The sequence below is a fragment of the Shimia aestuarii genome, assembly GCF_900114635.1.
In the GTDB taxonomy this organism is placed as follows: Bacteria; Pseudomonadota; Alphaproteobacteria; order Rhodobacterales; family Rhodobacteraceae; genus Shimia; species Shimia aestuarii.
Genome location: NZ_FOTQ01000001.1, coordinates 1,354,249 through 1,369,417 on the forward strand (window position 1 = coordinate 1,354,249; position 15,169 = coordinate 1,369,417).

At 60.7% G+C, this 15,169-nt stretch carries 13 protein-coding genes; 4 read left to right on the plus strand and 9 right to left on the minus strand.

Annotated features, from left to right (window positions below):
* Positions 1-15: 15 nt before the first annotated feature.
* Both rnr and BMZ35_RS06675 read left to right on the plus strand, forming a co-directional pair.
* On the plus strand, positions 16-2,271 hold the full coding sequence (rnr, locus tag BMZ35_RS06670; RefSeq protein ID WP_093092027.1) for a ribonuclease R: 2,256 nt from the start codon (positions 16-18) through the stop codon (positions 2,269-2,271).
* 121 nt (positions 2,272-2,392) lie between these two features.
* Entirely contained in the window at positions 2,393-3,625 is a 1,233-nt protein-coding gene (locus tag BMZ35_RS06675) for a lytic murein transglycosylase (protein ID WP_093092652.1), read from the plus strand.
* A gap of 15 nt (positions 3,626-3,640) precedes the next feature.
* On the opposite strand, the gene BMZ35_RS06680 is transcribed toward BMZ35_RS06675, so the two are convergent.
* Positions 3,641-4,201: a L,D-transpeptidase gene (locus BMZ35_RS06680; RefSeq protein ID WP_093092029.1), complete on the minus strand. Its 561-nt coding sequence runs from the start codon at positions 4,199-4,201 to the stop codon at positions 3,641-3,643.
* Positions 4,202-4,358: 157 nt separating this feature from the next.
* On the opposite strand from BMZ35_RS06680, the gene BMZ35_RS06685 reads away from it, so the two are divergent.
* Positions 4,359-4,790, plus strand: a complete 432-nt coding sequence (locus BMZ35_RS06685; RefSeq protein WP_093092031.1) for a c-type cytochrome — start codon at positions 4,359-4,361, stop codon at positions 4,788-4,790.
* 56 nt (positions 4,791-4,846) lie between these two features.
* On the opposite strand, the gene BMZ35_RS06690 is transcribed toward BMZ35_RS06685, so the two are convergent.
* The 6 genes from BMZ35_RS06690 to BMZ35_RS06715 all read right to left on the minus strand — a co-directional run bounded on the left by BMZ35_RS06690 (position 4,847) and on the right by BMZ35_RS06715 (position 12,267).
* Positions 4,847-6,058, minus strand: coding sequence for an ABC transporter permease (locus BMZ35_RS06690; RefSeq protein ID WP_093092033.1), 1,212 nt, complete (start codon positions 6,056-6,058; stop codon positions 4,847-4,849).
* Positions 6,059-6,064: 6 nt separating this feature from the next.
* Positions 6,065-7,336, minus strand: coding sequence for an ABC transporter permease (locus tag BMZ35_RS06695; protein ID WP_093092035.1), 1,272 nt, complete (start codon positions 7,334-7,336; stop codon positions 6,065-6,067).
* A gap of 100 nt (positions 7,337-7,436) precedes the next feature.
* Positions 7,437-8,525: an extracellular solute-binding protein gene (locus BMZ35_RS06700; RefSeq protein ID WP_093092037.1), complete on the minus strand. Its 1,089-nt coding sequence runs from the start codon at positions 8,523-8,525 to the stop codon at positions 7,437-7,439.
* Positions 8,526-8,595: 70 nt separating this feature from the next.
* On the minus strand, positions 8,596-9,699 hold the full coding sequence (locus tag BMZ35_RS06705) for an ABC transporter ATP-binding protein (protein ID WP_093092039.1): 1,104 nt from the start codon (positions 9,697-9,699) through the stop codon (positions 8,596-8,598).
* 383 nt (positions 9,700-10,082) lie between these two features.
* Positions 10,083-11,471, minus strand: a complete 1,389-nt coding sequence (locus BMZ35_RS06710; protein ID WP_093092041.1) for an aspartate aminotransferase family protein — start codon at positions 11,469-11,471, stop codon at positions 10,083-10,085.
* 76 nt (positions 11,472-11,547) lie between these two features.
* The gene (locus BMZ35_RS06715; RefSeq protein ID WP_093092043.1) at positions 11,548-12,267 is read right to left on the minus strand and encodes a GntR family transcriptional regulator; all 720 of its coding nucleotides are present in this window, start codon (positions 12,265-12,267) and stop codon (positions 11,548-11,550) included.
* A gap of 149 nt (positions 12,268-12,416) precedes the next feature.
* On the opposite strand from BMZ35_RS06715, the gene BMZ35_RS06720 reads away from it, so the two are divergent.
* Positions 12,417-13,502, plus strand: a complete 1,086-nt coding sequence (locus BMZ35_RS06720) for a polyamine ABC transporter substrate-binding protein (protein ID WP_093092045.1) — start codon at positions 12,417-12,419, stop codon at positions 13,500-13,502.
* A gap of 50 nt (positions 13,503-13,552) precedes the next feature.
* Here BMZ35_RS06720 and BMZ35_RS06725 read toward each other — a convergent pair whose 3' ends face one another.
* Positions 13,553-14,422 carry an aminoglycoside phosphotransferase family protein gene (locus BMZ35_RS06725; RefSeq protein WP_093092047.1) on the minus strand — a complete coding sequence of 290 codons (870 nt, stop codon included), beginning with the start codon at positions 14,420-14,422 and terminating at the stop codon, positions 13,553-13,555.
* 58 nt (positions 14,423-14,480) lie between these two features.
* Entirely contained in the window at positions 14,481-15,164 is a 684-nt protein-coding gene (locus BMZ35_RS06730; protein WP_093092049.1) for a flagellar hook capping FlgD N-terminal domain-containing protein, read from the minus strand.
* Positions 15,165-15,169 lie beyond the last annotated feature (5 nt).

Sequence of the window (15,169 nt, forward strand, 5' to 3'; positions counted from 1 at the left end):
TGCTAGGCCATTTCCATGCGCATACCCACAAAAGAGGAAATCCTTGAATGGATTTCCGAGAACCCGACCCTCACCTCGAAACGCGACATCGCCAAGGCCTTTGGCATCAAGGGCGCGGCCCGGATTGATCTCAAGCGGATTCTCAAGGAGCTTGAGGCCGAGGGACACTTGCAAAAGCGCCACAAAACCTATCGCGATCCGGACAAGCTGCCGCCTGTGTCTGTCCTGCAAATCACGGGCACAGATAGCGACGGCGACCTGTTCGCGCGCCCCCTGGAGTGGCATGGCGAGGCCGAAGAACCGCGTATCCTCGTGATCCCGCGCGCCAGCGATCCCGCGTTGGGCGAAGGCGACCGCATCCTTGGACGGCTGACCGAGATCACCGGCGAAGAGCATGCCTATGAGGCGCGCCTGATCCGGCGCATCGGCACCAACCCGCGCCGGGTTCTGGGCGTGTTCCGCAAGACCGACGAAGGCGGGCGCATCGTTCCGGTCGACAAAGGCGATGGCAAGGAATGGATGGTTCTGAGCGACCACGTTGGCGGCGCCAAGGACGGCGAACTGGTCGAGGCCGAACAGACCGGCCCCAAGGGGCGGCTGGGCCTGCCGCGCGCGAAGGTGGTGTCGCGGCTGGGCGACCCGAGCGCGCCCAAGGCGGTGTCGCTGATCGCGATACACCAGCACGGCATTCCCGACACCTTCCCCGATGACGTGATCAAGGAAGCCGACGCCGCCAAGCCCGCGCCTTTGGGAGACCGCGAAGACCTGCGCGACCTACCTTTTGTTACCATCGACCCGGCGGATGCGCGGGATCATGACGATGCCTGCTGGGCGCATGAGGATGACGACCCCAAGAATGAAGGCGGGCATGTGATCTGGGTCGCGATTGCCGACGTGGCGCAATACGTGCGCCCCGGAACGGCGCTTGACCGCGAGGCGCGCAAGCGGGGCAATTCGAGCTACTTCCCTGACCGGGTGGTGCCGATGCTGCCGGATCGCCTTTCGGGCGACCTGTGCTCGTTGCACGAAGGGGTGCCGCGCGCCACGCTGGCGCTGCGCATCCAGGTGGATGCCAAGGGCCGCAAAATCGGCCACCGCTTTACCCGTGCCATGATCCGGTCGGTGGCCTCGCTGAATTATGCCGAAGTGCAGCAAGCCCGCGATGGCGCCCCCAACGAGATCTGCGCGCCGTTGATGGACGAGGTGATCACCCCGCTTTATGCCGCCTATGACGCGCTGACCAAGGCGCGGGCGGCGCGTCAGCCACTGCACCTCGATCTGCCGGAACGCAAAATCGTGCTGAGCGATGCCGGCGAGGTAGAGTCCGTGGCCTTCCGCGACCGGTTCGATGCGCACAAGCTGATCGAGGAATTCATGGTGCTGGCCAATGTCTGTGCCGCCGAGACCCTGATCGCGGCAAAGTCGCCGCTGTTGTTCCGGGTGCATGAAGAACCCAGCCCCGAAAAACTCGACGCGCTGCGGGAAACCGCCGCGGCCTCGGGATTTACGCTGGCCAAGGGGCAGGTGTTGCAGACGCGGCACCTGAACGCGCTTCTGGATGCCGCCGCAGGCACGGACGAGGCCGAGTTGATCAACCTGTCGACCCTGCGGTCGATGACGCAGGCCTATTACAGCCCGTCGAATTTCGGGCATTTCGGCCTTGCCCTTCAGGCCTATGCCCATTTCACCTCACCGATCCGGCGTTATGCCGACCTGATCGTGCATCGGGCGCTGATCTCGGCGCATCGATGGGGCGATGATGGTTTGTCACCCGAGGGTGTGGAGCTCCTTGAAAACACGGCCACCCATATTTCCGAAACGGAACGGCGGTCGATGCTGGCCGAACGGGACACGACAGATCGTTATCTGGCGTCCTATCTGTCCGAACGGATCGGGGAGGAATTCGGAGGCCGGATCAGCGGAATTGCCCGGTTTGGCGTCTTTGTGAAGCTGGATGAAACCGGGGCGGACGGGCTTGTCCCGATGCGCGAACTGGGGCGTGAATATTTCCATTTTGACCGTGATACCAACACCTTGGTCGGGGCGGACACCGGGTTGGTGATCGGGCTGGGGCAACGCGTGACCGTGCGATTGGCCGAAGCCGCCCCAGTGACGGGCGGTGTTGCGCTGGAACTGATTTCGCTGGAAGGCGAGGTGGTCAAACGCGGCTCGGGGGGGCGTGGCAAAGGCCGCCCGGTCCGGCGCAAAGCGACCAAGGCCAAGCGCAAGGCGGACAAGATCAAACGCAAGGTGTCGCGACGGCGACAGTAGGCCGTTGATCGGCAAATCCCTGCGTGTGCCACGTCGACTCGCTTTGACGGGGCGCGCAATCGCGCTAGTCTCTGGTACAAAAGAGCATGAGGCACATATGCGGTATCCTGGTTCAGCTTTGATGGCGGCCACCCTTGGGGTGATAGTGGGCGTGGGCGTTGCAGAGGCAAATGCGCCGGGCAAATCGCTGCGCCCGACGATCAGGCCGGTGGCTTTGCAGGTGAGCGAAAGCGGAAACGCGGCGTTTCACCGGTGGATCGAGGGCTACCGGGACCGCGCATTGGCCGCCGGGATACGCGCGGACGTATTCGACCGGGCCATGGCCGATTTGCGTTACAACACAAGCGTGATCCAGAAGGATCGCAACCAGTCGGAATTCACCAAGACGGTGTGGGAGTATCTTGACAGCGCCACGTCGGACTTGCGGGTCAAGAACGGGCAGGCCGCGCTTGCTGCGCAGCGGGGCGTGCTGGAGGAGATCGAGGCCAAGTACGGCGTGGACAAGCAGATCGTGGTGGCGATCTGGGGGCTGGAAAGCGCCTATGGCACGTTTCGCGGGTCGATCCCGATCATTGAGGCCATGGCGACGCTGGCCCATGACGGACGGCGCGGCGCGTTCTTTGAAGAACAGCTTGCAGCGGCGCTCAGAATTCTTCAGAGCGGGGACGTGACGGCGGCACAGATGAAAGGCAGCTGGGCCGGGGCGATGGGGCATACCCAGTTCATGCCGACCTCGTTCCTGCAGCATGCGGTCGATTTCACCGGCGACGGCAAACGTGACATCTGGAGCGATGATCCACGCGACGCGCTGGCGTCAACGGCGGCCTATCTCAAGGCGAATGGCTGGACCAAGGGGCAGCCCTGGGGGGTCGAGGTGCAATTGCCCAAGGGGTTCGATTACGCCGAGGCCAACCGCGACAACATGAAGATGCCGAGCGAATGGGCGCGGCTCGGGGTTCTGGACATGGATGGTCGTGCGGTGCCCAATCACGGCAAGGCGTCGGTGTTGCTGCCTGCGGGGGCCGATGGTGCAGCATTTCTGATCTTTGACAATTTCGAAGTGCTGGAAAGCTATAATACCGCCGATGCCTATGTAATTGGTGTCGGGCATCTTGGGGATCGCATCCTTGGGGGTGCGAAGATCCGGGGCGAATGGCCGCGCGAGGATCGGGCGCTGACCTATGACGAGCGGATCGAGCTGCAGGAGCGGCTGACTGGCCAAGGCTTTGACACGAAGAAGATCGACGGCAAGATCGGACCGCTGACCATCGAGGCGGTGCGGCAGTTTCAGAAAGCGAATGGCATGAAGCCGGATGGCTATGCCTCGCTGCATATCCTCAAGAAGCTGCGCTAGGGGCCGAGCGAGGCGTTACATCACCGTGACTTTGGTCCCAAGCGGGATGCGCGTGTACAGGTGCTCCACGTGCTCATTCAGCATACGGATGCAACCGTTTGAAGACGGCGTGCCAATCGACTGGGGCGTATTGGTGCCGTGGATGCGGAACAAGGTATCGCGACCGTCCTGATAGAGGTAGAGCGCGCGCGAACCGAGGGGGTTGTTGGGGCCGCCGGGCATGCCGTTGGCGTAGCGCGCATAGCCGGGATTACGTTCGATCATCTCTTGCGTCGGGCGCCAGCTTGGCCATTCGACCTTGCGGCCGATCACGGCATTGCCACGGAAATTCAGACCCTCTTTACCCGTTGCCACGCCATAGCGTGTCGCGGTGCGCTCATCATGCATGTGGTAGAGGTAATGCGCCTGGAGCGTCACCACGAGCTGGCCCGGTTCGAACCCGTACTTTTTTTGCACGCGCACTTCGCGGGGGCGCAGGTGTTCCATCAGCTCGAAGGGCACTCCGGCAGACGCACGCAGAATCTGCGGCGTGGCCAGTGCGGCGGTTGCGGCGGTGAGGAATGTACGTCGTTTCATGAAGGTCTCTCCTGCTCTGGATTCAGCATGCCATGAGCAATGGTATTCTGCAAAGAGTGCACACCATTGTCCTCACCAGTTCGTGACTGGAATGGCCGTTGACCCTACCCCACTGGAAGCCTGTAGGGCGGAGTTGGAAAGAAAACATGGGGATCACATGAACTGGAAGATATTGGCCATTGCCGGAGTTGTCGGCGTTGCCGGGGCCATTTCGCTTGCGGTTATGAGCGATCGCGAGACCGAGGCGCCAGCCGCCGCGGGGTCAAGCGACGCGCTTGCGCGGGTGACACTACCCGCAAGCCTGAGCGACATGGGAAAGATCGGTGAACAGATCTTCACCGCCAAGTGCAGCGACTGTCACGGGGTTAATGCCGTGGGGGTGGATGGCGCGGGGCCGCCGCTCATTCACAAGATTTATGAGCCGTCGCACCACGGCGACGAGGCGTTCCAGCGCGCCGTTCAGCTTGGCGTGCGGTCCCATCACTGGTCGTTCGGGGACATGGCGCCGGTCGAGGGACTGACGCGGGGGGATGTCGCAGCGATCATCTCGTATATCCGCGAAGTTCAGCGTGCCAACGGTATCTCGTAAAACAAAAGGGGCGCCCGTTTCGGGGCGCCCCTTTTTTCATTCGGTTATCCCTGACGTCAGCTCGGCGACATGCCACGCAGACGTTCAGAGCGACGGCGCAGCATTTCCACGACCGTCAGCAGGCCAATCGAGATCACCACAAGGATCGTCGCAACAGCGAGGATGGTCGGGCTGATCTGCTCGCGCAGGCCGGTGAACATCTGCCAGGGCAGGGTCTTCTGGCTGGCCGAGCCGACAAAGAGCACGACAACCACTTCGTCAAACGAGGTGATGAAGGCAAAGAGGCCGCCCGAGATCACACCGGGCAGGATTAGTGGCATCTGAACCCGGAAGAAGGTCGTGACCGGGTTGGCCCCCATGTTGGCCGCAGCGCGGGTCAGTGAGCGGTCAAAGCCCACGAGCGTGGCCGTCACGGTGATGATCACGAAGGGAATCCCCAGAACGGCGTGGGCCAGAACAACTTTGACATAGCCAACGAACGTCTTGTTAAAGCCGAGCGTGCCTTCGAGCCAGTTGCCGATTTGGCTGTAGAAGAAAAACATGCCGGTGGCCGAGATGATCAGCGGCACGATCATCGGCGAGATCAGGATCGCCATGATCGCGCGGCGCCCCGGTACGTGGCTCTGGCTCAGGCCGATGGCGGCCAGTGTGCCAAGGCTCACCGAGATAATGGTCGCGATGGGCGCGATGATCAGCGAGTTCTTGAAACTGCGCTGCCATTCGTTGTTGGTGAAGAAGTCGCGGTAATGCTTGAGCGAATAGCCCTCGGGGTCAAGGCGCAGCATTTCCGGCGTGAAGGTGAAAAAGTCCTGCGCATTGAAGGACAGCGGCATCACGACAAGGATGGGCGTGATCAGAAAGACGAAGATCGCACCACAGATGAACAGGAACGTGTAGTGCCAGAGCACCTGTCCCGGTGTGAGATAGGGCAGCAGGCGCGCGCGGTAGCGGCCTTCGTAGGTCCAGTAGATGAACCAGTGAAACAGCCAGCCAAAGATCGCGCCGAGGATGACCCCCGGAACGCCGCCAAACAGGAAGCCGAGCCCGGCCACGAAGAGGATGGATATCCACTTGGCCGTGGTTTCGTTTTTCAACACGAAGATGAAGAACAACCCCATGAGCGAGACCAGTGCCGCGCCGATGACGATGCCGAGCAAACCCGAGCCATTGGCGGTGCCGACGAACAGGCCCAACAGGCCGCCCGCCCCTGCGATGCAGGGAATGACGAGCGAGAGGGGCTTGCGGGAGATGGGTGTGAGTGCAGCCATTGTTCCTTACCCCAGTTTCACGTTGTCGATGCCCACGATCTTGTCATAGGCCCAGTAGAGGATCAGCACGACCGCCAGCAGGATCGTCCCCAGCGCGGCCGCGAGGCCCCAGTTGAGCGATGTCGAGATGTGGAAGGCAATCCGGTTCGAGATGAAGACACCCTTGGTGCCGCCGACCAGTTCCGGCGTGATGTAGTAGCCGATGGCGAGAATGAAGACGAGGATCGAGCCCGCGCCAATGCCCGGCACCGAAAGCGGGAAATAGACCCGCCAGAAGGCGGTCCAGTTGGTCGCGCCCATGGATTTCGCAGCGCGCAGATAGGACGGGTTGATCGTCTGCATCACCGAATACATCGGCAGGATCATGAAGGGCAGCAGGATATGCGTCATGGCGATGATCGTACCCAGCTGGTTGTTGATCATCACAAGCCGCGCATCATCGGCCACAAGGCCCAGCCAGACGAGCGTATCGTTGATCACGCCCTGCTGTTGCAACATGACCTTCCAGGCAGAGGTCCGCACCAGAAGCGAGGTCCAGAACGGCAGGAGCACGAGAATCATCAAAAGGTTCGCCTTGGCCGACGGCAGGTTGGCCAGGATCCATGCCACGGGATAGGCCAGCACGATACAGGCCCCCGTGATGATCAGCGACATGATCAATGTGCGTTTGAAAAGAGTGATGTAGATGCGCTCGGATTCAGGGCGGATTTCGGCCCCGTCGGCGCCTTTCTGCATGTCGGCGGCGTTCAGGAAGTAGCCGTTTGTATATTTCGGGCTGTAGGTCTGAATCGTACGCCACACGTCGGGATCGGCCCAACCGTCGTCGATCTTGATGAACTGTTCCTTGAACGGACCGTCATTCTCGACGTCCCACTTCTTGGCCTTGCGGCCCGCCTTGCGGAACAGGGAACTGATCCCTGGCGTTTCATAGTTCAAACGGCTGCCAACCCGCGTGTGGGTCTTTTCGTTCGAGGCGACGTACAAATCGGCTGCCAAGGCGGCAAAAACAGCCTCGTCAGGTGCTTGTCCCGAAGCCGCATCCCAATCCTGAAGGGCGATGACGGTTTTGGGCAATGTGTTGGCGACGATGTCATTTTCAACCGAACGGAACAGCATCTGACCGATCGGGACAATGAATGTCAGCAGCACGAAGGCCAACAAAGGCGCAATCAGCATCAATGCGCGAAGCTTCTGTATCCGCAAAGCACGGTGCAAGCTTCGTTTCAGCGGCGTGCCATCGGCGGCCAAAACCGGGCCGGATTGGGTTGTGTCGCTCATTGCAGTCCCCGTTGCAGTGGTCCCGTTGTGCCATTTTGGATGGCATTATTGCGGGAAGTCAGAGAGGCGGAGGCCGCCTCTCTGGGTGTCGTTTATGGAATTACTTGGCCAGCCATGCCTGGAATTTTGCGTCCAGATCATCGCGGTTGTCGGCCCACCATTCGTAGTCATAGATGTGCACGTTGCCAGCGTTGGCCGGGTCGGTCGGCATGTGCGGCGCCATGTCGATACCGAGAGAGGCGTGCTTGCCCACCAGGGGAGCCGACGATTTGCGGGCCGGACCGTACGAGATGTACTTGGCCTGGTCTGCGAGACGCTGCGTGTCGGTTGCGAAGTAGAGATAGTCCAGCGCGCGCTGCTTGCGCTCTTCGCTCAGACCGGCGGGGATGATCCAGCCATCAAGGTCAAAGGACTGCATGTCCCAGAGCATACCGATCGGCTGGTTCTGTTCGGCAATGGCCGAGAACAGACGACCGTTGAAGGTCGAGCCCATGACGACTTCGCCGTCTGCCAGAAGCTGCGGGGTTTCTGCGCCGGCAGTCCACCAGACAACGCTGTCCTTGATGGTGTCGAGCTTGGCCAGGCCGCGCTCTACGCCCTCGGGGGTGCCCAGAACATCATAGATGTCTTCCTTGGCAACGCCGTCGCAGTACAGAGCCCACTCCATGTTGTCGATCGGACGCTTCTGCAGCGAACGCTTGCCCGGATATTTCTCGAGGTCAAAGATGTCGCAAACGCTGGTCGGCGGCGTGTCACCCACCATGTCGGTGCGGTAGCCGAAGGTGGTCGAGTAGACGATCTGCGGCACGAAGCAGTCGCTGACGATCAGGTCACCGAAGTCTTCCGAGGCCGGGGTGCCGTCAGGCGCTGCGGCCAGAACGGCATCATGGTCAAGCTCTTCGGCCAGACCTTCGTCGCACAGACGCATCGCGTCCGATGCCACCACGTCGACCACATCCCAGGTCACGTTGCCGGCTTCATTCATCGCGCGGATCTTGGCCACGGCTTCGGCCGAGCTGTCATCGTTGATGATGGTGATGCCGGTTTTGGCAGTGTAGGGCTCGTGATAGGCCAGCTGCTGTGACTTGGAGTAGGCGCCACCCCAAGACACGATGGTCATCTCTTCGGCTATGGCGGCCGGGGCCACCAAAGCTGTCGTCACGGCAAATGCTGTGAGTTTGGCTTTCATTTGGGTACTCTCCTTGTTGAACTTATTAATTTGATCCGCGCGATGGCGCGGACCGGCGCGCCGACGGTGTTCAGGCGTCGAGCGCGCGACAGTCTTCGGGCAGCCAACCGATTTCGATCTGCTGTCCGGGTTGCAGGCGATCCACGTCCGGCGCGTTCCGGGTCTTGATGATGAACTCATCATTGCCAGCCACGTTGAGCCGTGTGCGGAAGATGTCGCCCATGTAGATGAACTCTTTCACTTCCGCCTTCAGCGTGTGGACGCCTTCTTTCAAGCGGTCCTTGTTGTATTCAACCCGCTCGGGGCGGATCGACACACGGGTGCGCGCGCCGGGTTTCACCGACTCGTGTACCGGCTGGCAATCGATCAATTCGCCATCGTCGAGCTGAACCAGCGCCAGACCATTGTTGATCTCTTTCACCACGCCTTCCAGCGTGTTGTTTTCGCCGATGAACTGCGCGACGAAGCTGTTTTTCGGCTCTTCATAGAGTGTGTCGGGCGGATCGAGCTGCTGAATGCGGCCATCGTCGAACACGGCGACGCGGTCCGACATCGTGAGCGCCTCGGTCTGATCGTGGGTCACGTAGACGGTTGTGATGCCCAGTTCATGCGCCAGATTGGTGATCTCGAACTGCATTTTTTCGCGCAGCTGTTTGTCGAGCGCGCCGAGCGGTTCGTCCATAAGAACCAGTTCGGGTTCAAACACCAATGCGCGGGCCAGGGCGACCCGCTGCTGTTGACCGCCGGAAAGCTGGGCCGGACGACGGCCACCAAAGGCACCCATTTCGACCATGTCGAGCGCGCGCTTCACCTTTGCCTCGCGTTCCGACTTGCCCAGCTTGCGCACTTCGAGCGGGAAGCTGAGGTTCTCGGCAATCGTCATGTGCGGAAACAGGGCGTAGTTCTGGAACACCATTCCGATCCCGCGTTTGTGCGGCGGAATATTGTTGATCGACGTCCCGCCAAGGCGAATGTCGCCATGTGTGGCTGTTTCAAACCCGGCCAACATCATCAGGCAGGTCGTCTTGCCAGACCCGGACGGGCCAAGCATGGTCAGAAACTCGCCTTTCGGCATGGTGAGATTGAGGTCTTTGACAACGAGAGTCTCGCCATCATAGCTCTTCTGGACACGTTCGAACTCTACGAACGCGTTGGATGTGTCAGCATCGGCCAAAACCGGCTCCCCGTTTTTAACTGGCGGATTTACCCCGCGCTATTACCCAAATGTAACCACACTCGGGTGTTGGTGTGCAACCAATCGGTTAAAAAGAGATGTTAACCCTACGGAAACGACACAAGGCGTCAGAAACGACACTTTTTTGCCCGAAGCGTCGCTGAACGCTCGACGCCAATGGGCATCCCTCTCAAAGCACTCACCATAATCCATTGAAACCATTGAATTTCTGAAAGCTCTGAGGACACCGCCCGGAATTGGCAGGTTGGCGTCGAGGCAAGGGTTTTGGGGCAATAACTGCTGAAAATTCGCCCTGAAAATGAGCAGACCCGCCGGGCATTCCAGCGGGCCGCAAAGGTGTTTCTGACGCTGGAAAGCCAGTCTTACTTGTAGAGTCCCTCGGATTTGATGCGCTCGTAAGTCTGATCCAGCGCGCGTGTGGCGCGTTCGATCAGCGTGTCGATCTCGTCCGGCTGCATGACCAGCGGCGGCGAAATGATCATGCGGTCCCCGACGTGGCGCATCACCAGGTTGTTGGCAAAACAGTTCTCGCGACAGATCAGGCCCACAGTGCCCGCATCAGCGGCAAAGGGCGCACGCGCCTCCTTGTTCGGGGTGAGGGCAATCGACCCCATCATGCCCACGATCTTGGCTTCGCCCACAAGCGGATGATCGGTCAGCGATTCCCATTTCTTCTTGAGGTACGGCGCGGCGACGTCGCGGACATGGCCGATGATGTTTTCCTCTTCCAGGATACGCAGGTTTTCAAGCGCGACAGCCGCCGCAACGGGATGGCCCGAGTAGGTGTAGCCATGGTTGAACTCGGTCGCGCCCACGACCTCGGCCACTTCGTCGCATACGATCGACCCCCCAATCGGCGCATAGCCCGAGCTGAGCCCCTTGGCGATGGTCATGATGTGCGGCTTCCACCCGACGGTCTGCGAACCGAACCAGTTGCCCGTGCGCCCGAAGCCACAGATCACCTCGTCCGCGATCAGCAGGATGTCGTACTTGTCACAAATACGTTGGATTTCCGGGAAGTAGGTCTCGGGCGGGACGATCACGCCGCCTGCCCCCTGGATCGGCTCGGCGATAAAGGCCGCTACACGGTCTTCGCCCAGCTCCTCGATGGCTTTTTCAAGCTCTTGCGCGCGGGCGAGCCCGAATTCCTCGGGGGACATGTCGCCGCCTTCAGCCCACCAGTTGGGCTGGGGGATGTGATGAACATCCGGAATCGGCAGGCCGCCCTGCTGATGCATGGGAATCATGCCACCGAGGCTCGCTCCGCCAAGGGTCGAGCCGTGATAGGCGTTCTGGCGCGAGATGATGATCTTCTTTTCCGGCTTGCCCTTGGCCGACCAGTAGTGGCGCACCATGCGGATATTGGTGTCGTTCGCCTCGGACCCCGACCCGGCATAAAACACGTGGTTCAGATCGCCCGGTGCCAGTTCCGCCAGCTTGGCCGACAGCGCGATCACCGGTGCATGGGTGGTCATGAAGAAGGTGTTGTAATAGGGCAGCTCGCGCATCTGGCGCGCGGCCACGTCGGCGAGTTCGTCGCGCCCGTAGCCGATATTCACGCACCACAGGCCCGCCATGGCATCGAGGATCTCGTTGCCCTCGCTGTCGGTCAGGGTCACGCCGCTGGCGCGCGTGATGACACGGGCCCCGCGATCAGCCAGTTCCTTCTGGTTGGAAAAGGGATGCATGTGATGCGCGGCATCCAGCGCCTGGAGTTCTGCGGTGGGCAGATGGTTGGTGATCATGTTCATGGCGAACCTCATAAAGCCGGAATCAGGGCCGCCCGAACAGGGGCAGACCGTTGCGACTCAGAATATGATCAAATTTTTATCTGTCAATCAGTTCGCCATCCAGACCCGAACTTTCCAAAGCGGCGCGCATTTGCTCCATCCCCTGAAGCACGTCCTCGCGAATGGCGTCCGCCGTCGCATCGGTATCGCCGGCCCGCAGCGCATCCAGCGCCTTCTTGTGATTGTCCGGCAGATTCTGGGTGCCCATCCGCCCACACACCACGCGCATGGAGGGGCCAAACCGCAACCACAGACCAACCGCCACTTCTGTCAGGATCGGTGCCGCCGCGATGGAGTAGAGCTTGTCATGAAAGGCATAATTGCGTCGCAGGTAGGCACCGACATCGCCCTGGGCAATGGCATCATCCAGCCCGTCATCAATGGCTTCGAGCGCGTTGATATCGGCCTCGCTCGCGCGAGCAGCGGCACGCGCCGCCAGCTGGGGTTCGAGCATCTCGCGCAAAAAGATAAGTTCATCAATGCCTTCAACGGTCGGCATCGGGACACAGACCCGCCGGTTGCCGCGAAATTCGAGCGCGCCTTCACTTGTCAAACGGCGAATCGCCTCGCGGATCGGCGTCATTCCCGCGCCTGTCCGTTCGATCAGGCCCTGAATTGTCACCGCTTCGCCCGGCGCCAGCTCTCCGAACAGAACGGCCTCGCGCAGTTGCTGGTAGACTTGCTGGTGAACCGGAATACGCTGTGCGTTTTCATCGCCATAGGAGGTTTTTGGCCCCGAAGAAAAACTGCCTTCCATTTGTGCGTCCGTACCTCCTGATCTGATCGCCCGCACATCATATCGGGTGTCAGTTTGCATTACCATATTGCCATATTGCAAAAACTTGATCAAATTAATCCCACAACAGAATGGTCGGTTTCAGGCCGACCCACCAACGGGAGACCCAAATGAAGAAGACCCTGATCACACTCACGGCCACCGTGGCGCTGGGGGCCATGGCCGCGCATGCGGAAGAAGTTCACGTCTACAACTGGTCGGACTATATCGACGAAGAACTGCTGACCAAGTTCGAAGAAGAAACCGGCATCAAGCTGATCTATGACGTGTTCGACAGCAACGACGTTCTCGAGACGAAAATGCTGGCGGGCAAGTCGGGCTATGATGTTGTGGTTCCCTCGGGCACCTTCCTACAACGCCAGATCCAGGCGGGCGCATTCCAGAAACTGGACAAGTCGAAGCTGAGCAACATGGGGAACATGTGGGACGTCATCTTGGACCGCACGGCCAAGTACGACCCCAACAATGAATACTCGATCAACTACATGTGGGGCACCACCGGACTTGGCGTGAATGTCGGCAAGGTTCAGGAAGTGCTGGGCGAAGACGCCCCGATCGGCTCGCTGGCCTTGGTGTTCGACCCGGCCAACATGGAAAAACTGGCTTCGTGCGGCGTGCATTTCCTGGATGCCCCGGACGAGATGATCCCGGCGGCGCTGGCCTATCTGGGCGAAGACCCCAACAGCCACGACAAGGACGTGATCGCCAAGGCGGAACCGGTGCTGGAAGCCGTGCGCCCCTATATCCAGAAATTCCACAGCTCGGAATACATCAACGCGCTGGCCAATGGCGATATCTGCGTGGCCATGGGCTGGTCGGGTGACATCCTGCAGGCGCGTGACCGCGCATGGGAAGCAGAAAACGGCGTCGAGATCGCCTATAACGCACCCAGCGAAGGCGCCCTGATGTGGTTTGACCAGATGGCCATTCCGGTCGACGCACCGAACCCGGACGCGGCGCACAAGTTCCTGAATTTCATCATGGATGCCGGCAACATGGCGGCGGCTTCGAACTATGTCTACTATGCCAACGGCAACAAGGCATCGCAGCCGATGCTGGAAGAAGATGTGATCGGCGACCCGGCGATCTATCCGGATGAGGCCACTTTGAACAACCTCTACACCACCACGCCTTATCCGCCGAAGACCCAACGGGTCGTGACCCGGATGTGGACCAAGGTCAAATCGGGCACCTGATCTGACGTATCCCGGAGAAGCCCCGCGCAATGGCGTTGCGCGGGGCTTTTTCATGTCGCGTCGTATAATGCGGCACGTTCGAGTTCGAGCCCCCTGGCATATTCGGGGGATCCGTGTTCCATCTTCCACTGGCAATAGGCCGCCATGCGCCAATGATAAACCGGGGCAAGGGCGCGATAGCGGGCAGTGATTTCCGGCGCGCCATAGGCCGCCAGGAATGTGTCGATTTCCTGCCCGGTGAGCGGCCCCCCGCGATAGACCTGCTGCATGGCCGGTGACAGGAAGATCGCGATATCCTCGCACGGGTCGCCGATAGCCGGGCATTGCCAGTCGATCAGGTGCAACCCGTTGTCGTTGGAAATCAGGTTTCCAGGAACGATATCCCCATGCAGAAGCACGGTGTCCCCGATTGGAGCAATGTCGCAGGCGGGCCGCAGGGACGCGGGCAAAGGGGTGTGGTTACAGGCGTCGAGAATCGCCTCGGCCTGTTGCAGAAGCGCGCGGCTGCCGTTCGCACAGGCGCGCAACCCAGCCGGAACAGCCAAACCGTGCAGGCGCCGCATCATCCGGGCCACATCACCTGTTCCCTGCCGCCAGACGGTTCCGGGGATATGGGAATACACATTGCACCGCGCGTCCGGCGTGTTCAGCGTTCCGAGCAACGCGGGCGCCAGTCCGGTCCCCCGGAGATATTCCAGAAGGTTGGCCTCGGCTTCGGGGAGGTTGGGAAACAGCGGGTTTTGCGATCGGTCCCGGTATAGTTTGAGCACGATGTCGCGATCCTGCAGGTGGCCGCGCCACGCCGCGTTCGTACGCCCGCCCGACAGCTTTTCCCACCGAACAGGGGTTTCGCCCGACAGGAGCGTGGGCAATGCGCGGCACAGGTCGGACGGCGGCGATTGGGGAAAACTGGCGGTCATGACGCTCCCGAGTAAAAGCGCCGCGCACGCTAGTCCAGTCCAAACCGCGAGGCAAGCGTCAGCGCGGTTCGCGCAGGGAGATCACGTCCGAAGACAGGAACTCGACCCCGCCCGAAGCGATCAGAGTCGTGCCGTAGAGGCCACCACGCGCCTCGGAAATGCGGGTATAGACATCGGCCGGATGGGTTTGCAGGACCTTGCCATTTGATCGGCTTTCGACCTCGAACCGGTAGAGGCCGGGATCGAACGGCTTGCCAGTGTCATCAACACCCTTCCAATGCAGGGGATCGCCGGTCGTGTCGATCGCGTATCTCTGAACCTCGGCCCCGTCGGCATCACGTACAATCAGGTGTGCTTCATCCGCCAGGGATTCAACGTAGGGTACCACCTCGACAGGGTTTCCGGTGAAACTGGCCGGGCCAGTAATGCGCGCTTCCATCCCGATCCAACTGGCCAGGCTGCTCATGCCCATAGCACCCATTTGCGAGGACATGAGCGTGAGGAGATCGTTGGTGAACACCTGCTGCTCAACCGATGAGAAAGTCGCCAGCTGCACGGCATATTCGCTCGAATCCGTGGGGTTGAGCGGGTCCTGGTTGCGCATCTGGACCGACAACATGTGCAGGAAGGTTTCGAAATCCGAACTGAGCGCCGATGCGCCTTGGGCCGATTGGGTCTGTGCCGATTGGGCCGCGGTCGGCGCACCGGACGGCTGAGACGTGGCGACGGGTGAAATGGTCATGAAAA

Bases quoted from the DNA above. Each gene is read 5' to 3' on its own strand.
- BMZ35_RS06710 (WP_093092041.1), bottom strand. From the start codon at position 11,471: ATGAACATGATCACCAACCATCTGCCCACCGCAGAACTCCAGGCGCTG.
- BMZ35_RS06700 (WP_093092037.1), bottom strand. From the start codon at position 8,525: ATGAAAGCCAAACTCACAGCATTTGCCGTGACGACAGCTTTGGTGGCC.
- BMZ35_RS06730 (WP_093092049.1), bottom strand. From the start codon at position 15,164: ATGACCATTTCACCCGTCGCCACGTCTCAGCCGTCCGGTGCGCCGACC.
- BMZ35_RS06680 (WP_093092029.1), bottom strand. From the start codon at position 4,201: ATGAAACGACGTACATTCCTCACCGCCGCAACCGCCGCACTGGCCACG.
- BMZ35_RS06685 (WP_093092031.1), top strand. From the start codon at position 4,359: ATGAACTGGAAGATATTGGCCATTGCCGGAGTTGTCGGCGTTGCCGGG.
- BMZ35_RS06725 (WP_093092047.1), bottom strand. From the start codon at position 14,422: ATGACCGCCAGTTTTCCCCAATCGCCGCCGTCCGACCTGTGCCGCGCA.
- rnr (WP_093092027.1), top strand. From the start codon at position 16: ATGCGCATACCCACAAAAGAGGAAATCCTTGAATGGATTTCCGAGAAC.
- BMZ35_RS06695 (WP_093092035.1), bottom strand. From the start codon at position 7,336: ATGAGCGACACAACCCAATCCGGCCCGGTTTTGGCCGCCGATGGCACG.
- BMZ35_RS06720 (WP_093092045.1), top strand. From the start codon at position 12,417: ATGAAGAAGACCCTGATCACACTCACGGCCACCGTGGCGCTGGGGGCC.
- BMZ35_RS06675 (WP_093092652.1), top strand. From the start codon at position 2,393: ATGGCGGCCACCCTTGGGGTGATAGTGGGCGTGGGCGTTGCAGAGGCA.
- BMZ35_RS06690 (WP_093092033.1), bottom strand. From the start codon at position 6,058: ATGGCTGCACTCACACCCATCTCCCGCAAGCCCCTCTCGCTCGTCATT.
- BMZ35_RS06715 (WP_093092043.1), bottom strand. From the start codon at position 12,267: ATGGAAGGCAGTTTTTCTTCGGGGCCAAAAACCTCCTATGGCGATGAA.